The 21,039-nt window shown below is 64.7% G+C and carries 31 protein-coding genes and 1 pseudogene; 3 read left to right on the top strand and 29 right to left on the bottom strand.

Annotated features, from left to right (window positions below; all coding sequences use genetic code 11):
* Positions 1–43 precede the first annotated feature (43 nt).
* Genes cheB through J7U37_RS14700 form a run of 3 tightly spaced genes read left to right on the top strand, consistent with a single transcriptional unit; the run spans position 44 to position 4,649 of the window.
* Entirely contained in the window at positions 44–1,087 is a 1,044-nt protein-coding gene (gene cheB / locus J7U37_RS14710) for a chemotaxis-specific protein-glutamate methyltransferase CheB (RefSeq protein WP_247636232.1), read from the top strand.
* Positions 1,084–2,790 carry a response regulator gene (locus J7U37_RS14705; protein ID WP_247636198.1) on the top strand — a complete coding sequence of 569 codons (1,707 nt, stop codon included), beginning with the start codon at positions 1,084–1,086 and terminating at the stop codon, positions 2,788–2,790. Before cheB ends, J7U37_RS14705 begins: the two co-directional genes overlap by 4 nt.
* A 2-nt stretch (positions 2,791–2,792) precedes the next feature.
* The gene (locus J7U37_RS14700) at positions 2,793–4,649 is read left to right on the top strand and encodes a response regulator (RefSeq protein ID WP_247636197.1); all 1,857 of its coding nucleotides are present in this window, start codon (positions 2,793–2,795) and stop codon (positions 4,647–4,649) included.
* A 130-nt stretch (positions 4,650–4,779) separates the two neighbouring features.
* Here the strand turns inward: J7U37_RS14700 and rplQ are convergent, their stop codons facing one another.
* From rplQ to tuf, 29 genes and pseudogenes are all read right to left on the bottom strand, one after another.
* Positions 4,780–5,187 carry a 50S ribosomal protein L17 gene (gene rplQ / locus J7U37_RS14695; protein ID WP_247636196.1) on the bottom strand — a complete coding sequence of 136 codons (408 nt, stop codon included), beginning with the start codon at positions 5,185–5,187 and terminating at the stop codon, positions 4,780–4,782.
* Between the two features lie 272 nt (positions 5,188–5,459).
* On the bottom strand, positions 5,460–6,479 hold the full coding sequence (locus J7U37_RS14690; protein ID WP_056183544.1) for a DNA-directed RNA polymerase subunit alpha: 1,020 nt from the start codon (positions 6,477–6,479) through the stop codon (positions 5,460–5,462).
* A 120-nt stretch (positions 6,480–6,599) separates the two neighbouring features.
* Complete coding sequence (locus tag J7U37_RS14685) at positions 6,600–7,475, bottom strand: MBL fold metallo-hydrolase (protein WP_247636195.1); 876 nt, start codon at positions 7,473–7,475, stop codon at positions 6,600–6,602.
* A 44-nt stretch (positions 7,476–7,519) separates the two neighbouring features.
* Positions 7,520–7,909, bottom strand: coding sequence for a 30S ribosomal protein S11 (rpsK, locus tag J7U37_RS14680; protein ID WP_055949325.1), 390 nt, complete (start codon positions 7,907–7,909; stop codon positions 7,520–7,522).
* Between the two features lie 180 nt (positions 7,910–8,089).
* Positions 8,090–8,458, bottom strand: coding sequence for a 30S ribosomal protein S13 (rpsM, locus tag J7U37_RS14675; protein WP_019904471.1), 369 nt, complete (start codon positions 8,456–8,458; stop codon positions 8,090–8,092).
* Positions 8,459–8,685: 227 nt separating this feature from the next.
* Positions 8,686–9,288: an adenylate kinase gene (locus J7U37_RS14670; RefSeq protein ID WP_247636194.1), complete on the bottom strand. Its 603-nt coding sequence runs from the start codon at positions 9,286–9,288 to the stop codon at positions 8,686–8,688.
* Between the two features lie 109 nt (positions 9,289–9,397).
* The gene (gene secY / locus J7U37_RS14665; protein WP_056183538.1) at positions 9,398–10,735 is read right to left on the bottom strand and encodes a preprotein translocase subunit SecY; all 1,338 of its coding nucleotides are present in this window, start codon (positions 10,733–10,735) and stop codon (positions 9,398–9,400) included.
* 145 nt (positions 10,736–10,880) lie between these two features.
* The gene (gene rplO, locus J7U37_RS14660; protein ID WP_247636193.1) at positions 10,881–11,384 is read right to left on the bottom strand and encodes a 50S ribosomal protein L15; all 504 of its coding nucleotides are present in this window, start codon (positions 11,382–11,384) and stop codon (positions 10,881–10,883) included.
* Positions 11,385–11,395: 11 nt separating this feature from the next.
* Positions 11,396–11,587, bottom strand: coding sequence for a 50S ribosomal protein L30 (gene rpmD, locus J7U37_RS14655; RefSeq protein WP_056183534.1), 192 nt, complete (start codon positions 11,585–11,587; stop codon positions 11,396–11,398).
* Positions 11,588–11,598: 11 nt separating this feature from the next.
* On the bottom strand, positions 11,599–12,186 hold the full coding sequence (gene rpsE, locus J7U37_RS14650) for a 30S ribosomal protein S5 (protein ID WP_055949312.1): 588 nt from the start codon (positions 12,184–12,186) through the stop codon (positions 11,599–11,601).
* Positions 12,187–12,279: 93 nt separating this feature from the next.
* On the bottom strand, positions 12,280–12,642 hold the full coding sequence (rplR, locus tag J7U37_RS14645) for a 50S ribosomal protein L18 (protein ID WP_056183532.1): 363 nt from the start codon (positions 12,640–12,642) through the stop codon (positions 12,280–12,282).
* Positions 12,643–12,654: 12 nt separating this feature from the next.
* Complete coding sequence (gene rplF, locus J7U37_RS14640; protein ID WP_056183530.1) at positions 12,655–13,188, bottom strand: 50S ribosomal protein L6; 534 nt, start codon at positions 13,186–13,188, stop codon at positions 12,655–12,657.
* A gap of 24 nt (positions 13,189–13,212) precedes the next feature.
* On the bottom strand, positions 13,213–13,608 hold the full coding sequence (gene rpsH / locus J7U37_RS14635) for a 30S ribosomal protein S8 (RefSeq protein WP_055881679.1): 396 nt from the start codon (positions 13,606–13,608) through the stop codon (positions 13,213–13,215).
* A 12-nt stretch (positions 13,609–13,620) separates the two neighbouring features.
* A complete protein-coding gene (gene rpsN, locus J7U37_RS14630) occupies positions 13,621–13,926 on the bottom strand; it encodes a 30S ribosomal protein S14 (RefSeq protein ID WP_056183527.1) in 306 nt (101 codons plus the stop codon).
* A 40-nt stretch (positions 13,927–13,966) separates the two neighbouring features.
* The gene (gene rplE, locus J7U37_RS14625) at positions 13,967–14,533 is read right to left on the bottom strand and encodes a 50S ribosomal protein L5 (protein WP_056183525.1); all 567 of its coding nucleotides are present in this window, start codon (positions 14,531–14,533) and stop codon (positions 13,967–13,969) included.
* Positions 14,526–14,843: a 50S ribosomal protein L24 gene (rplX, locus tag J7U37_RS14620; protein ID WP_056183523.1), complete on the bottom strand. Its 318-nt coding sequence runs from the start codon at positions 14,841–14,843 to the stop codon at positions 14,526–14,528. Before rplX ends, rplE begins: the two co-directional genes overlap by 8 nt.
* Positions 14,843–15,211, bottom strand: coding sequence for a 50S ribosomal protein L14 (rplN, locus tag J7U37_RS14615; protein ID WP_055949294.1), 369 nt, complete (start codon positions 15,209–15,211; stop codon positions 14,843–14,845). The genes rplX and rplN overlap by 1 nt, the downstream gene beginning before the upstream one ends.
* 353 nt (positions 15,212–15,564) lie before the next feature.
* Positions 15,565–15,822 (bottom strand): 30S ribosomal protein S17, encoded by a 258-nt coding sequence (gene rpsQ / locus J7U37_RS14610; RefSeq protein ID WP_056183521.1) that lies wholly within the window; start codon positions 15,820–15,822, stop codon positions 15,565–15,567.
* Between the two features lie 10 nt (positions 15,823–15,832).
* A complete protein-coding gene (gene rpmC, locus J7U37_RS14605) occupies positions 15,833–16,048 on the bottom strand; it encodes a 50S ribosomal protein L29 (RefSeq protein WP_018044221.1) in 216 nt (71 codons plus the stop codon).
* An 11-nt stretch (positions 16,049–16,059) separates the two neighbouring features.
* The gene (gene rplP / locus J7U37_RS14600; protein WP_056091591.1) at positions 16,060–16,473 is read right to left on the bottom strand and encodes a 50S ribosomal protein L16; all 414 of its coding nucleotides are present in this window, start codon (positions 16,471–16,473) and stop codon (positions 16,060–16,062) included.
* Positions 16,474–16,520: 47 nt separating this feature from the next.
* Positions 16,521–17,261 carry a 30S ribosomal protein S3 gene (rpsC, locus tag J7U37_RS14595; protein WP_056481096.1) on the bottom strand — a complete coding sequence of 247 codons (741 nt, stop codon included), beginning with the start codon at positions 17,259–17,261 and terminating at the stop codon, positions 16,521–16,523.
* Positions 17,262–17,271: 10 nt separating this feature from the next.
* Positions 17,272–17,658: a 50S ribosomal protein L22 gene (gene rplV / locus J7U37_RS14590; RefSeq protein ID WP_056183517.1), complete on the bottom strand. Its 387-nt coding sequence runs from the start codon at positions 17,656–17,658 to the stop codon at positions 17,272–17,274.
* A gap of 2 nt (positions 17,659–17,660) precedes the next feature.
* Entirely contained in the window at positions 17,661–17,939 is a 279-nt protein-coding gene (gene rpsS, locus J7U37_RS14585) for a 30S ribosomal protein S19 (protein WP_055949278.1), read from the bottom strand.
* Between the two features lie 5 nt (positions 17,940–17,944).
* On the bottom strand, positions 17,945–18,781 hold the full coding sequence (rplB, locus tag J7U37_RS14580) for a 50S ribosomal protein L2 (RefSeq protein ID WP_055949274.1): 837 nt from the start codon (positions 18,779–18,781) through the stop codon (positions 17,945–17,947).
* 27 nt (positions 18,782–18,808) lie between these two features.
* Positions 18,809–19,105, bottom strand: a complete 297-nt coding sequence (locus J7U37_RS14575) for a 50S ribosomal protein L23 (protein ID WP_056091577.1) — start codon at positions 19,103–19,105, stop codon at positions 18,809–18,811.
* A complete protein-coding gene (gene rplD, locus J7U37_RS14570) occupies positions 19,102–19,722 on the bottom strand; it encodes a 50S ribosomal protein L4 (protein ID WP_056481094.1) in 621 nt (206 codons plus the stop codon). The genes J7U37_RS14575 and rplD overlap by 4 nt, the downstream gene beginning before the upstream one ends.
* Entirely contained in the window at positions 19,722–20,462 is a 741-nt protein-coding gene (rplC, locus tag J7U37_RS14565) for a 50S ribosomal protein L3 (protein ID WP_056183512.1), read from the bottom strand. The genes rplD and rplC overlap by 1 nt, the downstream gene beginning before the upstream one ends.
* Positions 20,463–20,512: 50 nt before the next feature.
* Positions 20,513–20,821, bottom strand: coding sequence for a 30S ribosomal protein S10 (gene rpsJ / locus J7U37_RS14560; protein ID WP_018044230.1), 309 nt, complete (start codon positions 20,819–20,821; stop codon positions 20,513–20,515).
* 90 nt (positions 20,822–20,911) lie between these two features.
* Positions 20,912–21,039: pseudogene (gene tuf / locus J7U37_RS14555) on the bottom strand (elongation factor Tu); the annotation flags it as partial.

Genomic DNA, 21,039 nt, shown 5'->3' with positions numbered 1-21,039 from the left:
GGACAGAGCGATTCAGGAGGGACGATTGGCGCGGGTGCGCGTGATGCTGGTCGAGGATTCCCTGGTGGTGCGGCAACTCCTCATCCACATCGTCGGACGGGATCCGCGCCTGGAAGTGGTGGCGGCGGTGGCGTCCGGCGAGGAAGCCCTCGCGACGATCAGCCAGGTTCGGCCGGACGTCGTCTCGATGGATATCCGTTTGCCCGGCATCGATGGTCTGGAAACCACGCGGCGGATCATGGCCGAGCATCCGACGCCCATCGTGGTGATCGCGGACTCGATCGAGGATTCATCCCTCCGCATCTCGATGAACGCCCTCAGGGCCGGTGCGCTGTCCGTGGTACAGAAGCCCGTAGCCACCACCCATGCGGGTTATGACGCGGCGGCCAGCGAGATTTGTACGCAGCTGCGCATCATGGCGGCCGTTCCGGTCATCCGGCGCCGGCCGATCGGATCGGAATGGGCCGGCCGGGCGGTCAACCCGGTGCCGATCGCCGCCGCACTCAAGGTGCCTGAATCGGCCAGTGTGCTCGCCATCGCGGCGTCCACGGGCGGTCCGCCAGCGCTGGCCCGGGTCATCGGTGCCCTGCCGGCAAGTTTTCCTCTGCCGATCCTGGTGGTCCAACACATGGGCCCGGCCTTCATGGAGGGCTTCGCGTCCTGGCTGAACGGCGTCGTCGGGCTCACCGTGTCCGTGGCTCAGGAGGGTGAACGGGTGGCGCCCGGTCGTGTCTACGTTGCGCCGGGAGACCGGCATCTCGAGCTCGGCGGGGGTGGTCACCTGCGCATCACCGATGCCGCACCGGTCGGCGGCCAGCGCCCGGCCGCTACCGTCCTGTTTCGCTCCGTCGCCCGGCACGCGGGAACGCGCGGTATCGGAGTCCTGCTGACGGGGATGGGCGAGGATGGCGCGACCGGGCTCCTCGACATGCGCCGGGCCGGTGGCCTGACCGTCGCCGAGGACGAGAGCACGGCGGTCGTGTTCGGTATGCCGGCGGCCGCGATCCGCCTCTCCGCGGCCGGGAGCGTCTTGCCTCTGGACCGGATCGCCGCTCACCTCGTCCGCCTTGCGGAGGGCGGTCCGTGAGCGAGACCAATCCGGCGCGCCTCCTGCTCGTTGAAGATTCCGAGACCCAGGCGTTGGAGTTGCGGCTCCTGCTCGAATCGAAGGGGTTCGTGGTCGAGCGCTGCGCCACGGCCGAAGCCGCTCTCGATCACCTGAACACCCGCCTGCCCGATCTGGTGGTGGCCGACCACCACCTTCCCGGCATGAACGGGGACGAGTTCGCCCGGCAGCTTCGCCTCTCCCTGCGCACCCGCGCCCTGCCGCTCCTCATGCTCACGGGTGCCCGCGACGGGGAGCGGCAGGGCCTGGAGAGCGGCGCCGATGCCTACGTAGCGAAATCCGCCGATCGCGACCTTCTGGTGCTCCGCATCCGTGCGCTTCTGCGCGAGCGCACGGGCGGCAGCGACGGTCCAGGCATCTCGGCGTTTCGGCGGGGCCGCGTCCTCGTGGTCGACGGGAGCGCAACCTACCGGACCTTCCTGGCCGGCCTCCTCGCCCATGAGGGCCACGAGGTCGCCACCGCGGACAATCACGCCGCCGCCATGGAAGCGCTGAGCACAGAGGGGGCGGCGTTCGACTGTGTGACGATCGACCTTCTCGCCACCCGCTATGACGGCCTCGCCCTGTGCCGGGCGATCAGCGAGCATCGCAATGCCGAGCTTGCGCGCCGGGAAGCTGGAGGCCCGACTTTCCAGGTGGTCGGCATCGCCGGCACCAGCCCGGCGAAAGACTTCCTGGTCGAGGCCTTTGCGGCGGGGGCCGATGACGTCGTCTCGAAGTCCGACGGCGAGATCCTCGTTCTGCGGGTCCGCAGTCTCGTCCGCCGCAAGCTGCTTGAGGAGGACAATCGCCGGATTGCCGGGGAATTCGGTGCGCGCGAGCGGGCCCTCGAACGTGCCCGCGCCGAAGCCGAGGCCGCGGAAGCGCGCGCGGCTCTCGCGGGTGCCCTGGAGCAGGCCAATGCCGATCTTGCCACGGCCAACCGCAAGCTCACCGACGCCCAGGCCAAGCTGGTCCAGGCGGCCAAGATGGCGTCCCTCGGCGAGCTGGTTGCGGGCATCGCCCACGAAATCAACAATCCGCTGGCCTTCATCCTCGCCCATCAGGGTACGGTGGAGCGCATCCTGGGTGAGGTGTCCACGGCACCCGATGCTGCCGACAATCCCCGTCGCCTGAAGAAATGCGGCGATCGCGTCGGCGCCATGCGGATGGGCCTGACCCGGATCCAGGATCTCGTCCTCAACCTGCGCAAGTTCTCGCGCTTGGACGAGGGCGAGCGGACTCTCGTCCATGTCCCTGAGGCGATTGAAACGGTCCTCGCCTTGATCCAACACAAGCTTGGCGACCGGATCGCTGTGGTGCGTGATTTCTTAGGGCGGCCGGAGATCCACTGCACGCCGGCCCTGCTCAACCAGGTGGTGATGAACATTCTTGGGAATGCCGCCGATGCCATGCCGGAGACCGGGACCATCGTCATCGAGACCCGCAGCAGCCCCGACCTCGATCTGATCCGCATCAGCGACACCGGACCGGGCATCCCTGAACCCCTGCGTGAGAAGATATTCGAACCCTTCTTCACTACGAAACCCGTCGGTTCGGGGACGGGCCTTGGTCTCGCGATTGCCTACAGTGTCGTCCAGGCGCATAGCGGCACGCTCAGTGTTGAGGCCGCTCCCGGAGGCGGAGCCTGTTTCGTGATCGGCATTCCACGGCAGACGGGTTGAGCATGTCCCAAGGCACGATCCTCGCTGTCGACGACGAACCGGACATCCTCGTTGCCCTCGAAGACCTGTTCGAGGACACGTTCCGCGTGCTGACGACAGCGAAGCCGGCGGAGGCCCTCGAAATCCTGGCCGGCAATCCGGATATCGCCGTCATCCTCTCGGATCAGCGCATGCCCGGCATGACCGGCGACGCCATGCTGGCGGAGGCACGCCGGTTCCACGATGCCCAGGCGATCCTGCTCACTGGCTACGCCGACATGAGCGCCGTGGTCGCGGCCCTGAACCAGGGTGGCATCACCGGCTATGCCACGAAGCCGTGGGACGCGAACCTCCTGCGCAATACGGTGCGGCAGGCCTTCGAGCGTCACCAACTCGCCCGGGAACTCGCAACCGAGCGCGCACTGCTGCGTGGCCTCCTCGACAATGCTCAGGATGCCATTTCCTTCAAGGATTCCGCCGGCCGCTTCATCCGTCTCAATGCCTACAAGGCGGAGAGCCTGGGCAGCGATGTCTCCGACTGCATGGGGCGAACCGAGGACGACGTGCTCGGGCAGGATGGCATCATCCAGGCTGCGGACGCAGCCGCGATCACCACTGGGGCGCCGAGCGACAGCTTGGTATCCGAAGGGGCGGTGGGAGCTGAGCGCTGGCGCCACGTCACCCGCGTGCCGATCCGTGACGCGGCTGGGGGGATCACACATCTGGCGACGATCGAGCGGGACGTCACCGCGCAAAAGTCCCTGGAGGCACGCCTGCGCCAGTCCGACAAGATGCAGGCCTTGGGGACCCTGGCCGGCGGTATCGCGCATGATTTCAACAACCTTCTGATGGCGATCCTGGGGAGCCTCGAGCTGGTGGCGCCCAAGGTTGCGGATCAGCCGCGGGTGCAGCGCCTCGTCGGGAACGCGATGCAGGCGGCCCAGCGAGGCGCTTCCCTCACCAAACGCCTGCTCAGCTTCAGCCGATCGCGTGACTTGCGTCCCCGCGCCGTCGACGTGAACAGCCTGATCGAGGGAATGAACGATCTCCTTGCCGGCAGTCTCGGCGGCCTCGTCACCATCCAAACCACGCTCGCTCCCGAAGCGCCGGCGGCCTGTGTCGATCCCGATCAGCTCGAGCTCGCAATCCTCAACCTCTGCATCAACGCCCGCGATGCGATGCCGGAGGGCGGCCAGATTGCAATCGGCACCCGCAACCTCCCGGTAGCTGACGATCCGGACCTGGACCCCGGGGATTACATGATGGTCGAGATCGCCGATTCTGGCAGCGGCATCGCGCCCGAAATCCTCGCGCGGGTGTGCGAGCCGTTCTTCACCACCAAAGCGGTTGGCCAAGGCACGGGCCTCGGGCTTGCGATGGTTTTCGGTCTTGCGCAGCAATCCCACGGTCGTCTGCGCATCGAGAGCGAGCTCGGTGCCGGAACCCGGGTCCAGATCACCCTGCCGCGCGTCGAAGCTGCGGGACCGGCTGAGGTCCTGGCGCCCGGCCCGACAACTCCAGCGGTCCGCGGTGCCCGTATCCTCGTGGTGGATGACGACCCGGAGGTCCGGCATGTCACCGCCTCATTCCTGTCGAGCTTCGGCTATACCGAACGCGAAGCCTCCGATGGATCGACGGCCGTCTCCCTGATGGAGCAGGACGCCTTCGATCTCGTGGTGGCGGATCTCGCGATGCCGGGCATGACGGGCGTCGAGCTCGCCGAGATCGTGCGGACGCGCTGGTCCGATGTGCCGGTGCTCATCGTCACCGGCCATGCCGAGGCGATCCCGATTCCTCCGGATCTGCCTGTCCTGCGCAAGCCCTTCGAATCCGCCGAACTCGCCGCAGAGGTCTCGCGCCTCCTCGACAGGGCGGCCTGAGCGAATCAGAAACTCGCTTTCCGCGGCAAACCATCTGAGATGGATGACGTGGCCGTGGCGGCCGCAAGCGGCAACGAAAAAAGGCGGCCCGAGGGCCGCCTTTTCCTATCCAACGACGCGGACGCGTGATTTACGCGGCGTCGTCCAGAACCGGGCCGGAATCCTTGCCGCGGGCGTCGACGTCACGGTCGACGAATTCGATCACCGCGAGCGGGGCATTGTCGCCGTAGCGGAAGCCGGCCTTCATGATGCGGCAGTAGCCGCCCGGACGCGCGTTGTAGCGCGGGCCGATGACGGCGAAGAGCTTGCGGACCATGTCGTGATCGCGGATTTGCGACATGGCGAGACGACGGGCATGCAGCGTGTCGGTCTTGCCGAGGGTGATCAGCTTCTCGATGACCGGACGCAGGTCCTTGGCCTTCGGCAGGGTGGTGACAATCTGCTCGTGCTTGATCAGCGCGGCCGACATGTTGGCGAACATCGCCTTGCGGTGTTCGGTGGTGCGGTTGAAGCGACGACCGCGAAATCCATGACGCATGATGGCTGATCCTTGGTTGATGGCCGCCGTGCCACGGTACGGCCAAGCGCCCCTCGGAATGGATCTTCGGGGCTGTTGATTCCGCGTAACCCTGCGGCGGGATTCCTTCGCCCTGACGCTGACCGAACCGGGCTTGCGTCAGGCCTCCAACATTCCGGGCTTCCCAAGGCGATCCCGGGAGGCGGATGCCACAACACCGAACGGTCGAAACCATCGGCGTTCTGGTTGTCCGGGCTCTGCGGCGCAGCGCCCGGACTGACGTGCGGTGTTGCCTAGTAGTGCTCTTCGAAGCGCTTGGCGAGGTCTTCAATGTTCTCCGGCGGCCAGCCGGGGATATCCATGCCGAGGTGCAGGCCCATCGCGGCGAGCACTTCCTTGATCTCGTTCAGAGACTTGCGTCCGAAGTTCGGGGTGCGCAGCATTTCGCCCTCCGACTTCTGGATCAGATCGCCGATGTAGACGATGTTGTCGTTCTTCAAGCAGTTCGCCGAACGCACCGAAAGTTCGAGTTCATCGACCTTCTTGAGCAGGGCCGGATTGAAGGGAAGCTGCGGCGCGAGCGGCTGAGCCTCTTCCTTGCGGGGCTCCTCGAAGTTCACGAACACCTGGAGTTGGTCCTGGATGATGCGTGCGGCGTAGGCCAGCGCATCCTCCGGCGACACGGCGCCATTGGTCTCGATCGTCATCGTCAGCTTGTCCTTGTCGAGATCCTGGCCCTCGCGGGTGGTCTCGATGCGGTAGGACACCTTGGTGACAGGAGAAAACAGCGCATCCACCGGGATCAGGCCGATGGGCGCATCTTCGGGACGGTTGCGCTCGGCAGGCACGTAGCCTTTGCCGGTCGCGACCGTGAACTCCATGCGGATCTCGGCGCCATCGTCGAGGGTGCAGATCACCAGGTCCGGGTTGAGGATCTGGACGTCACCCACCGTACCGATATCACCGGCGGTGACGATGCCGGGACCCGTCTTCCGCAGGGTCAGGCGCTTGGGCGCCTCGGTCTGGGAGCGAATGGCGATGGTCTTGATGTTGAGAACGATGTCGGTGACGTCCTCACGCACGCCCGGGATCGACGAGAATTCATGCAGCACGCCGTCGATCTGCACGGAGGTCACGGCCGCACCCTGGAGCGAAGAGAGCAGCACCCGGCGCAGCGAATTTCCGAGCGTCGTGCCGAAGCCCCGCTCCAGGGGCTCGGCAACGACGGTGGCGACCCGCTTGGGGTCGTGTCCGGTCGAGACCTGAAGCTTGTTCGGCTTGATGAGCTCTTGCCAGTTCTTCTGAATGACCACGATGCTACCTCTCGCAAGATCGGCGCGGGCCCCACACGTGGTCCGCGCGTCGCCCGTCGACACCGCGCCATCGGCGCCCGGCGGGCCTGAAACTGATGTGTCCGCGCTGAGCGCCGACAATTATTGCGCAGCGACCCAGAGTTCCGGGACGAAACGGTAACCGGCTCCATCCCGGGCAACGAAGCCCAGAGCGGGAAATTCCAGATGGGCACCTGCCACGAAGGTCCGGTCCTCAGCGACCGAATCAAGCATCCGGCGACGCACGTCGCGTGCCTGATTTTCATCGACGTCGAAGACCATACCGGCTTCCGGCTGCTTGAACTGGATCGCCGGCAGATGAACGATATCCGCCCACATCAAAAGCGACGCATTACCCGATGTGATGCGATAGCCTGTGTGTCCCGGAGTATGCCCCGGCAACGGCACAGCCTCGATTCCCGGAGAGACGCTACCGCCGGTCATCGTACGGATGCGTTCTGCGTAGGGGGCCGTCGCCTTCCGCGCCATCTCAAAGTAGGGCTTCGCTTCCTCGGATGCCCGCGAGATAGCCCCGTCGTCGAGCCAATGTGCCGCCTCGTCGGAATGCAGCACGAGTTCCGCATTCGGGTAGGCCGCCATCCCTTCGCCGGCGAGCAGCCCGCCGGCGTGATCTGGATGCAGATGCGTAAGCAGCACCGTCTCGATCGAGGCGGGCGCCACACCCGCTGCCGCGAGAGCCGCCGGGACGCGACCGAGAGACGGTCCGCCGAAGCTGCCCATCCCCGTATCGATCAGGACCGGTTTGCGACCGGGGCCCGTGATTAGAAACGCGTTCAGCGTGATGCGAGGATCCTGCGCGCGAAAGCCGGCAGCCTGCAGGACACCGGCCTCCTCGCGTTCGATCCCGGTGACGAGATCGAGCGACCCTTGAAGGTAGCCGTCATTCATCACCGTGATCGTGAGATCACCCAAGCTCCACCGCAGCACACCCGGAAGCGGATTCTGAGCATTCGGCACGCGCGTCTCCGTGACAGGCCCCAAGAGTTCGTGTTCGCTCTCGCTCAGACGCGACGGCGCTTGCGCGGGCGGCAGCCGTTATGCGGGATCGAGGTCACGTCACGAATCGAGGTCACGGTGAAGCCGGCGGCCTGCAGGGCGCGCAGAGCCGACTCGCGACCCGAACCAGGACCGGAGACCTCAACCTCGAGGGTCCGCATACCGTGCTCGGCCGCCTTGCGGGCAGCGTCTTCGGCCGCAACCTGAGCGGCATAAGGGGTCGACTTACGCGAGCCCTTGAAGCCCATCGCGCCGGCGGACGACCACGAGATGGTGTTGCCCTGGGCGTCGGTAATGGTGACCATCGTGTTGTTGAACGACGCGTTCACGTGCGCGACGCCCGAGACGATGTTCTTACGTTCGCGGCGACGAACGCGGGTGGTTTCCTTGGCCATGTGTTCTCTCGTCCTTCAGGCGCGCCCGTGATTCCAGGCGCTCGGGAGTCTTCTGATCTCAGGCAAGGGAGCACTGGATGAACGATCCAGGCCCGCCGTGCCGCCACGTGGTTCCCGACAACGGGATCCGCGACGCAACAGAGGCGGGCCGGACGAAGCCGACCTGCCAATCTCGAATGATTACTTCTTCTTGCCGGCGATCGGCTTCGACTTACCCTTGCGGGTACGCGCGTTGGTATGCGTGCGCTGGCCGCGGACGGGCAGGTTACGGCGATGGCGCAGGCCGCGGTAACAGCCGAGATCCATCAGGCGCTTGATGTTCATCGACACTTCACGACGCAGATCGCCCTCGACGATGTAGTCGCGGTCGATGGTCTCACGGATCGAGAGCACTTCGGCGTCGGTCAGCTGGTTGACGCGGCGCTCGGCCGGGATACCGACCTTGCCGGTGATCTCCTCGGCTTTCTTGGGGCCGATGCCGTGGATGTACTGAAGCGCGATGACAACGCGCTTGTTGGTCGGAATGTTGACGCCGGCGATACGAGCCAAGGGAACTCTCCATGAGGCACCGGGCGAAGGCTCGGGCCAAAGTGTGACGCGCGTCCGGTGGAGACCGGCCCATGCACGCCGTCCGAAACGAAAAATCGGCCCGCATCAGCCCCTCAATGAGGCGATCCGAACCCACTTCCGCTGAACGAAGACCGGCCCACTAGCGCGGACCAGAGAATGTGTCAACCCGAGCAGCGGGTAAAATCGAAGACGCCACCGGCACCGGTTCAGGACGCGGCGGTGGCCGACTGACGATCGAGGATCGCGACGAGATCCTCGGTTACGGCATCGACCGCCTTCATGCCATCGATCGTCTGCAGCAGACCTGTACCGGCGTAATAATCGGAAAGCGGCGCAGTCTGCTTCCGATACGCATCGAGGCGCGTCTTGAACACCTCCGGCGTGTCGTCCTTACGGACGGGCTGGCCGCGCGCGGCAGTCTCCTCGGCACGCCGGGCGATGCGGCCGACCAGGGCATTCTCATCGACAGCGAACTCGATCACGGTATCCAGGGCGATGCCCTTCTGGGACAGCATGGCATCGAGGGCACTGGCCTGTTCCACAGTGCGCGGAAAGCCATCGAGGATGAAGCCGCGCTTGGCGTCGGCCTCCTCGATCCGGTCTGCGACGATCCCGACCACAATCGCGTCGGAGACCAGTCCACCCGACTCCATCACGCTCTTCGCCTGCAGACCGACCGGGGTTCCTGCCGAAACCGCCGCCCGCAACATGTCGCCGGTCGATAGTTGTGGGATGCCGTACCGTGCAACGATCCGCTCAGACTGCGTCCCCTTCCCCGCGCCGGGGGGCCCAAGCAGGATGATGCGCATGGTGTCGTTTCCTCAGTACGTTTTATCTTGATCGCTCGGCAGTCCGGCCCGGGCAAGCCGGTAGTCTAGCAACGGGCGCGGCAGCCGGAAAACCACCGCAGCCGTCATGTCAGCGACGGCGCGATGCGCCACGCAGCTTGGCCTTCTTGACCAAGCCCTCGTACTGATGCGCCATCAGATGACCGTGGATCTGCGCCACCGTATCCATGGTCACAGAGACGACGATCAGAAGCGAGGTCCCGCCGAAGCCAATGCTGGCCGAGGAGTAGGAGGCCAGAATCTCCGGCACCAGGCACACGAAGGTCAGATACAGGGCGCCGATTAGGGTAATCCGCGTCAGAACCTTGTCGATGAACGCAGCCGTGCGCTCACCGGGCCGGATGCCAGGGATGAATCCTCCCTGCTTCTTCAGATTGTCCGCGGTTTCCTCGGGGTTGAACACCACCGCGGTATAGAAGAATGCGAAGAAGATGATCAGCGCCGCATAGAGGACCATGTAGAGGGGCCGGCCATGCCCGATATAGGTCGTGATCGTCGCCAGGATACCGGTGCCGCCATTGTTGGCCGAGAAGCTCGCGACGGTCGCGGGAAGCAGCAGCAGCGATGAGGCGAAGATCGGCGGAATGACGCCGGCGGTGTTGAGCTTCAAGGGCAGGAACGAGGTCTGACCCTCGTACATCCGATTGCCGACTTGCCGCTTCGGGTAGTTGATCAACAGGCGGCGCTGAGCACGCTCCATGAACACGATGAAGTAGACCAGCGCGATCGCCGCGACGCCCATCCCGAGAATCACCGCCGAGGACAGCGCACCGGTTCGGCTGAGCTCGAGAGCGCCCACGATGGCGACTGGCAGGTGTGCGACGATGCCGGCGAAGATGATCAGGGACGAACCGTTGCCGATGCCACGCGAGGTGATCTGCTCACCGATCCACATCAGGAAGAGCGTACCTCCCGTCAGCGTGATCACCGTCGACAGGATGAAGAACGGACCTGGGTCGATCGCCGCACTCGAGCTCTGCAAGCCGAAGGCGATACCCCACGATTGAACGAGCGCCAGCACCACCGTGAGATAGCGTGTGTACTGGTTGATGACCTTGCGGCCCGACTCGCCTTCCTTCTTCAGCGATTCCAGGCTCGGGATCACCGAGGTCAGGAGCTGGATAATGATCGAGGCGGAAATGTAGGGCATGATGTTGAGCGCGAAGATCGCCATGCGCTCGACCGCACCGCCCGAAAACATGTTGAACAGGCCGAGCACGCCGCCCGCCTGCTGCTGGAAGTTCCGCGCGAACTGCTCCGGATCGATCCCGGGGATCGGGATGTAGGTGCCCAGACGGAAGACGATGAGCGCACCCAGCGTGAACCAGATGCGCTTCTTAAGCTCATCGGCCTTGGCGATGGCCCCGAAGTTGAGGTTCGCGGCAAGCTGCTCGGCGGCTGAGGCCATGACACCGTTTCCTGAGATGGGTCATACGGGAGCTGCGGATCGTCTCAGACGAGACGCTCACGCTCCCCGATAAAACGGAACGGCGGCCACGCGCGAGGTCGCACGGGCCGCCGCTCAGAGCATCGACTTAAAGTCAGACTCGGGGCTACGCAACCACGCGGGCGGGCTTGCCGCGCGTGGACACACCGTCACCGTAGGTCACGGTGACCGCCCCGCCGGCCTTCTCGACACCCTCGATCGCCGCCTTCGACGCGCGAGTGACCTCGAAAGTCAGCTTGGTGGTCAGCTCACCGACGCCGAGCAGCTTCACGCCGTCACGGGCGCGAGCGCAGATACCGGCGACGATCAGGGTCTCGACGGTGACGGTCGCGCCCGCCTCAATGCGGCCGGCATCGACAGCCTGCTGGACGCGGCCGAGGTTCACCTCGTTCAGGTCCGTCGAGTACAGGTTGTTGAAGCCGCGCTTCGGCAGACGACGATGCAACGGCATCTGGCCGCCCTCGAAGCCCTTGATGGAAACGCCAGTCCGGGCCTTCTGACCCTTCACGCCGCGTCCCGCGGTCTTGCCCTTGCCGGAGCCGATGCCCCGACCGACGCGCATCCGGTTCTTGGTAGCGCCGTCGTTATCGCGAAGTTCGTTGAGTTTCATGATGCCCTCCCTCAGGCCGCGTCGCTGACGACGCGCACGAGGTGCTGCACCTTGCGGATCATGCCGCGCACGGAGGGGGTATCCTCCAGCTCGGAAACCCGGTGCAGCTTGTTCAGCTTCAGGCCGATCAGCGTCGCGCGCTGGTCACCTTCGCGGCGAATGGGCGAGCCGATCTGCTCAACCCGGAGAGTCTTCTGTGCCATCGGACCCTCCCTTACGCCACGGCTGCTTCGGACATGTCGGACGGATCGGCATCACGGCGACGGGCCTGGAGGGCCGACACCTTGAGACCGCGACGAGCCGCGACCGAACGCGGGCTGTCTTCATTCTTGAGCGCCTCGAAGGTCGCCCGCACCAGGTTGTAGGGGTTCGAAGAACCCAGGCTCTTCGCCACCACGTCCTGCATGCCCAGCGTCTCGAACACGGCGCGCATCGGACCACCTGCGATGATGCCGGTACCCTGGGGGGCAGCGCGGAGAATCACCTTGCCGGCGCCATGACGACCATAGACGTCGTGGTGAAGCGTACGACCCTCGCGCAGTGCCACGCGGACAAGACCGCGCTTGGCAGCTTCCGTGGCCTTGCGGATCGCCTCCGGCACTTCGCGCGCCTTTCCGTGCCCAAACCCGACGCGGCCCTTCTGGTCGCCGACGACGACGAGTGCAGCAAAGCCGAAACGACGGCCGCCCTTCACCACCTTGGCGACACGGTTGATGTGGACGAGCTTGTCCACGAACTCGCTGTCGCGCTCCTCGCGCTCATCGCGACGGCCGCGGCCCCCGCCTTCACGTTCACGTGCCATTCTGTATATCCATCTCACTGGCGCGGGTGGCGGACCCGCTCGCTTGAATCGTCTGGAACGGAGAGCGGCCGAAGCCGCCCTCCTCCGCCAATCTTAGAACTCGAGGCCGCCCTCACGGGCGGCGTCGGCGAGCGCCTTAACGCGCCCGTGATAGAGGTAGCCCGAGCGATCGAAAATCACCTGGGTGACGCCAGCCGCCTTGGCCCGCTCGGCGACGAGCTTACCAACCGCCTGCGCGGCGGAAACGTCGGCACCGGTCTTGAGGCCGGTGCGGAGATCCTTGTCGAGGCTCGAAGCCGAAGCGAGGGTCTTGCCCGCCGCGTCGTCGATGACCTGAACGTAGATCTGCTTGGATGAACGGAACACCGAGAGCCGGGGCCGCCCATTGGCCGCCGCCCGCAGCGCGCGGCGCACACGCGCCTTGCGGCGGTCGAGTGCATCGAATTTGCGTGACATGTTGGCCGGCCCTTACTTCTTCTTGCCTTCCTTGCGGAAGATGAACTCGCCCGCGTACTTCACGCCCTTGCCCTTGTAGGGCTCAGGGCCGCGATAGTCGCGGATCTCGGCTGCCACCTGTCCGACCACCTGCCGGTCGATGCCGGTGATGACGATTTCGGTGGGCTTCGGCACCGCGATCGTGATCCCCGCGGGGATCTCGTACTCGATGTCGTGGCTGTAACCGAGCGAGAGCTTCAATGCCTTGCCGGCCATCGCGGCGCGGTAACCCACGCCGGTGATCTCGAGCTTCTTCTCGAAACCCTTGGAGACGCCCTCGACGAGGTTCGCCACCTGAGCTCTGGAGGTCCCCCACAGCGAGCGGGCCTCCTTAGTCTGGTTCCGGGGCTGCACCGAAACGGCGCCGTCCTCGAACTTCACGTCGACCACGCTGGGAACGACGTACTGGAGCTCGCCCTTGGAGCCCTTCATCTTAACCGTCTGACCGGTCACCGTGGCCGTCACACCGGACGGGACGGGAACGGGCTTCTTGCCTACGCGAGACATCGCCTTATTCCTCCAAGTCCGAGATCAGAACACCTTGCAGAGCACTTCACCGCCGACGTTGCGCTCGCGCGCCTCGTGGTCGGCCATGACGCCCTGCGGGGTGGACACGATGGTGACGCCGAGACCGTCGGCGACGCGCGGCAGCTCGCCAACCGACGAGTAGACACGGCGGCCGGGCTTCGACACGCGCTGGATCGAGCGGATGACGGGCTGGCCGTCGTAGTACTTCAGCTCGATCGCGAACTCGGTACGGCCGTTGCCGTAATCCGTGGTCGCGTAGTCGCGGATGTAGCCCTCGGACTTAAGGACGTCGAGCACGCTGGCGCGCAGACGCGAACCAGGCGTCTGGACGACGTTGCGGCGGCGCTGCTGACCATTGCGAATGCGGGTGAGCATATCACCCACGGGATCGTTGACCATGGTGGTTGCTCCTTACCAGCTCGACTTGACGAGACCGGGGATCAGACCCTGGTTGCCGAGTTCGCGCAGCGCGATGCGCGAGATGCCCATCTTGCGATAGAAGGCACGCGGCCGGCCGGTCATGCCGCAACGGTTGCGGATGCGGGTGGGGGACGAGTTGCGGGGCAGTTCCGCGAGCTTCAGGCGCGCTTCGAAGCGCTCCTCCATCTCGAGGGACTCGTCATTCGCCGTGGCAAGCAGCGCCTTGCGCTTGGGAGCATAGAGCTTCACCAACGCTTCGCGGTGCTTGTTCTTCTCGATCGAGCTTTTCTTTGCCATTTCTCTCTCCGGTGTCCGCGTCTGAGACCCTAGCGGGGGCTCACTGCCGGAACGGGAATCGGAACTGCGTGAGGAGCGCGCGCGCCTCAGCATCGGTACGGGCCGTCGTCTGGATGACGATGTCCATGCCCCAGGTGGCCTCGGCCTTGTCGTACGAGATCTCCGGGAACACGAGGTGCTCTTTCAGACCGAGGGCATAGTTGCCGTTGCCGTCGAAAGAGCGCGGGTTCAGGCCGCGGAAGTCGCGAACGCGCGGGAGAGCGATCGTAATCAGCCGATCCATGAACTCGTACATGCGCTGCTTGCGCAGCGTCACCTTGCAGCCGATCGGCATCCCCTCACGGACCTTGAAGGTCGCGATGGCCTTACGGGCCTTGGTGATGACCGGCTTCTGGCCGGCGATGAGGGCCAGATCGCCGGCGGCAACCGAAGCCTTCTTGGAGTCCGCGGTCGACTCACCGACACCCATGTTGATCACGATCTTCTCGATGACCGGAACCTGCATGGGGTTCTTGTAGCCGAACTCTTCGATCAGCTTCTGGCGCACCACTTCGTCGTAGTGCTTGCGCAGGCGCGGGGTGTACCCGTCAGTGTTCTTCTCAGCCATCGATCAGATCCCCCGAGCGCTTGGCGAACCGGACTTTGCGGCCGTCGTCGAGAATGCGGAAACCAACGCGCGTGGGCTGACCATCCTTGGGGTCGGCGACGGCGATGTTGGACAGGTGAATCGCAGCTTCCTTGGAGACGATGCCGCCTTCCTGGTTCTGCGTCTGCTTCTGGTGCTTCTTGACCAGGTTGATGCCGCGAACGAGCGCGCGATCTTCCTTGGGGAGCACCTGGATGACCTCGCCGGAACGACCCTTGTCGCGACCGGTGAGGACGACGACCTTGTCGCCTTTCTTGACCTTAGCGGCCATTACAGCACCTCCGGCGCGAGCGAGATGATCTTCATGTGGTTGCGGGCGCGCAGCTCGCGCGGAACCGGTCCGAAGATACGGGTGCCGATCGGCTCCTTCTGGTTGTTGATCAGAACGGCAGCGTTCTTATCGAAGCGAATCACCGACCCATCGGGACGCTTCACTTCCTTCGCCGTGCGAACGACGACCGCCTTCATGACGTCGCCCTTCTTCACGCGGCCCCGGGGAATTGCTTCCTTGACGGAGACCACGATGATGTCGCCGACACCGGCGTATTTACGCTTCGACCCGCCCAGAACCTTGATGCACATCACGCGGCGCGCACCAGAGTTGTCGGCGACGTCCAGATTCGTCTGCATCTGGATCACGGGCAGTGACCTTTCCTTGTTTCAGGCGGGTTTCCGCACGCGGACGGTATTGTCCGGCGGACGACGCCTGATGGGGATCTGATGTCCCCGGCTCATATAAAGCACCGCGCAATCGGTGTCCGTAGACCCCGGCGCGGTCGCCGCGTACGAAGGGTGCGAACACCCCTCTCACCTGTCGCGAAGGCATGGCCATTACACCGGCAGGCCAAATCACGCAAGGTGTATTTCCGTAACCGGCGGTACAGCCGGGAACCATCGGGCACAGCCTCAGCCGATCCAGAATCGGCCGCGAAAACGAAAAAGCGGGCGCAGGGATCTGCGCCCGCTTCGACGTCGATGCATCTCGGTCAGGCCTAAGCCGGAGCCACCTCGTTGGCGGGAGCACCCTCGACGAGCTTCCAAGTTTTGGTCTTGGAGAACGGACGGCACTCCTCGATCGACACGGTCTGGCCGACCTTGGCGATGTTAGTCTCATCGTGAGCGTGGTAGTTCTTCGAACGACGGACTGTCTTCTTCATCACCGGGTGGGTGAAGCGACGCTCCACCTTGACGACGATGGTCTTCTCGCCCTTGTCGCTAACAACGACGCCCTGCAATACGCGCTTCGGCATGATGTACTCCTCAGGCCTGCGCGGACTTCAGCGTCTTCTGACGCTGGAGGGTGCGAACGCGGGCGATATCGCGGCGGACTTCGCGGACACGCGCGACGTTCTCGAGCTGACCGGTGGCACCCTGGAAGCGCAGGTTGAACTGCTCCTTCTTCAGGTTCAGCAACTCATCGTTCAGCTGATCGGGCGACAAGGCGGCCAGATCCGACTGTCTTTGCGACGACTTCATGATCCCCTCCCTCAATCAGCGATGCGCTGGACGACGCGCGTGCGGATGGGAAGTTTCGCTGCGCCGAGGCGCAGGGCCTCCTTCGCAACGTCCTCGGCCACGCCGTCGACTTCGAACATGATTCGTCCAGGATGCACGCGAGCAGCCCAGAACTCCGGAGCACCTTTACCGGAGCCCATGCGGACTTCGGTGGGCTTGGCAGTGACCGGAACGTCCGGGAAGATCCGGATCCAGACACGGCCCTGGCGCTTCATTTCGCGGGTGATCGCGCGGCGAGCCGCCTCGATCTGACGCGCGGTGATGCGCTCGGGCTCGATGGCCTTCAGGCCGAACGTCCCGAAGTTAAGGTCGAAACCGCCCTTGGCCGCACCGTGAATGCGACCCTTGAACTGCTTACGAAACCTGGTCTTCTTGGGTTGCAACATGGCAGCCTCTCAACACCTTTCTGGGTGACGGGGACACGAACACGCCGTCAGGCGTGCTCGCGCCGGCCGCGCTCGCGGCCACCCTCACCATCGCGCTCGCGACGGCCGCCCGAACGGCCACCCTCTTCCTGCGCCTTTTTATCCTGTGCCATCGGGTCGTGCTCGAGGATTTCGCCCTTAAACACCCAAACCTTGATCCCGCACGTCCCGTAGGTTGTGAAGGCGGTCGCGACGCCATAGTCGACATCGGCGCGGAGCGTGTGCAGCGGGACGCGTCCCTCGCGATACCATTCCTGGCGAGCGATCTCGGCGCCGCCGAGACGGCCCGAGCAGTTGATCCGGATGCCCTCGGCGCCGAGACGCATCGCCGACTGAACAGCGCGCTTCATAGCACGACGGAAAGCGACGCGGCGCTCGAGCTGCTGAGCGATCGAGTCGGCCACCAGCGTGGCGTCGATTTCGGGCTTACGCACCTCGACGATATTGATCGTCACCTCGGCCTTGGTCAGCGTACCGACCAGCTTGCGCAGCTTCTCAATGTCCGCACCCTTCTTGCCGATGACCACGCCCGGACGACCCGAGTGAATGGTGACACGGCACTTCCGGTGCGGACGCTCGATGACAATCTTCGAAACTGCAGCCTGCTTGAGCTGCTTCATGAGGGCGGCGCGGATCGCGACGTCCTCGTGCATGAGCTTCGCATATTCACCCTTCTGGGCGAACCAGCGGGAATCCCAGGTCCGGTTGATACCGAGCCGGAGACCGATCGGATTGACTTTCTGGCCCATCAGGTCCTCCTCACGCCGCTTCGGCGGTCGGGACTTCGCGCACCACGATGGTGAGGTTCGCGAAGGGCTTCAGGATACGGGCGCCGCGGCCACGCGCACGGGCGTGGAACCGCTTCAGCACGAGGGCTTTGCCAACGAACGCCTGGGTGACGACGAGATCGTCGACGTCCAGGTTGTGGTTGTTCTCAGCATTGGCGATCGCGCTCTCGAGGCACTTCTTGACCTCGCGGGCGATCCGCTTGCGGGAGAATTCGAGATCGGCCAGTGCCGAATCGACCTTCTTGCCGCGAATGAGCTGCGCGACGAGATTGAGCTTCTGGGGGCTGACGCGTAGCATGCGCGCGACGGCCTGAGCCTCGTTCTCGGGGAGCGCGCGGGGAGTGGCGGGCTTACCCATGATCAGCGCCTCTTCGACTTCTTGTCGGCTGCGTGACCGTGGAAGGTTCGGGTCGGCGAGAACTCACCGAACTTGTGGCCGACCATTTCCTCGGAGACGTAGACCGGGATGTGCTTCTGCCCGTTGTGCACACCGAAGGTGAGGCCAACGAACTGCGGCAGGATCGTGGAGCGGCGGCTCCAGATCTTGATGACTTCGTTACGGCTGGAACCGCGAGCGGCTTCAGCCTTCTTGAGGAGGTAGCCGTCGATGAACGGCCCCTTCCAGAGCGAGCGTGCCATGGGCGTTACTTCTTACGGTTATGACGGCTGGACAGGATGAAGACGTCGGTCCGCTTGTTCGAGCGGGTCTTCTTCCCCTTCGTGGGAACGCCCCAGGGCGTGACCGGGTTACGGCCGCCGGAAGTGCGTCCCTCGCCGCCGCCGTGCGGGTGGTCGACCGGGTTCATGGCGACACCGCGAACGTGCGGGCGCTTGCCGAGCCAGCGGTTGCGGCCGGCCTTGCCGAGCGAGATGTTCATGTGGTCCGGGTTCGAAACCGCGCCGACGCTGGCGAAGCACTGACCATGGACCAGGCGCTGCTCGCCGGAATTCAGACGAAGCGTCACGTAGCCCTGATCGCGACCCACGATCTGGGCGTAGTTGCCGGCTGAACGGGCGATTGCGCCGCCCTTGCCGATCTTCAGCTCCACGTTGTGGACGATCGTGCCCACCGGCATGTTGCCGACCGGACCGGCATTGCCGGGCTTGATGTCGACCTGTTCCGCCGCGATCACCTTATCGCCGGGCGACAGACGCTGCGGAGCCAAGATGTAGCTCTGCGTGCCATCGGGGAAGGCGATCAGCGCGATGAACGCCGTGCGGTTCGGATCGTATTCGATCCGCTCGACGGTGGCGGACACGCCCATCTGCTCGCGACGCTTGAAATCCACGTTGCGGAGCGTGCGCTTGTGACCGCCGCCGCGAAAGCGAACCGTGATGCGGCCGAGGTTGTTGCGGCCGCCGGACGACGACTTGCCCTCGGTGAGCTTCTTGACCGGCTTGCCCTTGTAGAGCTCACGGCGGTCGACGAGCACGAGCTGGCGAAGGCTCGGCGTGACCGGTTTGAATGTCTTCAAGGCCATCGGTGGTAATCCTTAACCCGACTTGTCTCAGAGGCCGGTCGTGACGTCGATCGTCTCACCCTCGGCGAGGGTCACGATCGCTTTCTTCACGTCCGACCGCTGTCCGCGAAGCCCGCGGAAAATTTTCTTCTTGCCCTTGGTAACGAGCGTGTTCACGCCCGTGACCTTGACGTCGAACAGCTTCTCCACCGCTTCCTTGATCTGCGGCTTCGTCGCCTTCGGGGCTACCCGGAACACGACCTTGTTCTGTTCGGTGAGGTTCGTCGCCTTCTCGGTGATGACCGGGGAGACGATGATGTCGTAGTGGCGCGGATCGGCACTCATTGAAAACGCGCCTCCAGCGCATCGATCGCTGCGCGGGTCAGCACGAGCTTCTCGCGACGCAGGATGTCGTAGACGTTGATGCCCTGGACCGGAAGCACGTCGATCTGCGGAATGTTCCGGGCGGCGCGGGCAAAGTTCACATCGACCTCGGCACCGCCGATGATCAGAGCGCTGGACAGCCCCATCTTCTCGAAACGCTCGACCAGCGCCTTGGTCTTACCCTCGGCCAGCTTCACGTCGTCGATAATGATGAGGGTGGAATCCTTCACCTTTGCCGAGAGGGCATGCTTGAGAGCGAGGGCACGGACCTTCTTCGGCAGGTCGTGTGCGTGGCTGCGAACGACCGGTCCGAAAGCGCGTCCACCACCGCGGAACTGCGGAGCCGACGCCGCGCCGTGACGTGCGTTACCCGTACCCTTCTGCTTGTACAGCTTCTTGCGGGTGCGGTTCACGTCGGATCGGTTCTTCACCGCGTGGGTGCCGGCCTGACGCTTGGCGAGCTGCCAACGCACCATGCGCTGGAGCAGGTCGACGCGCGGCTCGAGACCGAAGATGGTCTCGTTGAGGTCGACCGACCCGGCACCTTCGCCGTCGAGCGTGGTGATATCGATCTGCATCACGCGTTCTCCTCGGAAGCGGGAGCCTCGGGAGCCGGTGCCTCGGTCGCGGGAGCCGAAGCGCCCAGCTCACGGAACTTACCAGGCTGCGGAACGTCCGCGGGGAGCTTACGCTTCACCGCGTCGCGGATCTGAATCCAACCGCCAGCGACACCGGGGACGGCGCCCTCGACGAGGATGAGGCCACGCTCAGGATCCGTGCGCACGACACGCAGGTTCTGGGTGGTGACCCGATCGACGCCCATGTGACCGGGCATCTTCTTGTTCTTGAACGTCTTGCCCGGATCCTGGCGGCCACCGGTCGAACCGATCGAACGGTGCGAGATGGACACGCCGTGGGTGGCGCGAAGGCCGCCGAAGTTCCAGCGCTTCATACCGCCGGCGAAGCCCTTACCGGTGGTCGTGCCCGTCACATCGACGAACTGGCCCGGAATGAAGTGGTCGGCGGTGATCTCGGCGCCGACCGGGATCAGCTTGTCTTCGGACACGCGGAACTCGGCAAGCTTCTGCTTGGGCTCGACCTTGGCAACTGCGAACCGGCCGCGTTCTGCAGCCGACACGTTCTTCACCTTGGCTTTGCCGACGCCGACCTGAAGGGCGACGTAGCCATTCTTCTCGACGGTGCGGTGGGCAACCACCTGACATTGATCAATTTTGAGCACTGTAACGGGGACATGTTCGCCTGCATCCGTAAAGATGCGGGTCATGCCGACCTTCTGTGCGATGACGCCTGAGCGCATAGGTGTCTCCCTCGCGCGATTCTACGGTAAGCTCTAAATCCCGGCGGGACTTAGAGCTTGATCTCCACGTCCACGCCGGCGGCGAGGTCGAGCTTCATCAGCGCGTCCACGGTCTGCGGCGTCGGATCGACGATATCGAGGACGCGCTTGTGGGTGCGCATCTCGAACTGCTCGCGCGACTTCTTGTCGATGTGCGGCGAGCGGTTGACGGTGAACTTCTCGATATGCGTCGGCAGCGGTATGGGACCACGGATGGTGGCGCCGGTGCGCTTGGCCGTCGAGACGATCTCGCGGGTCGATGCATCGAGGATGCGATGGTCGAACGCCTTGAGGCGGATGCGAATATTCTGACCGTTCATGACCTGAAACCTTGGCGGGGCGATGGGGGGGCGGGCGCGAGGACCCGCCCCTCAATCGTTCCCTGCAGACGTGACCGTTGAGGCGGACGATTACTCGTTGATGGCGGCGACGACGCCGGCGCCGACGGTGCGTCCGCCTTCACGGATGGCGAAGCGCAGCTTCTCTTCCATGGCCACCGGCACGATCAGGGTGACGTCCATGGTCACGCTGTCGCCCG

Source organism: Methylobacterium sp. 37f (assembly GCF_023093475.1).
In the GTDB taxonomy this organism is placed as follows: Bacteria; Pseudomonadota; Alphaproteobacteria; order Rhizobiales; family Beijerinckiaceae; genus Methylobacterium.
The sequence above is the reverse complement of the archived record's forward strand: the minus strand, read 5'-3'. Positions and strand labels throughout refer to the sequence as shown.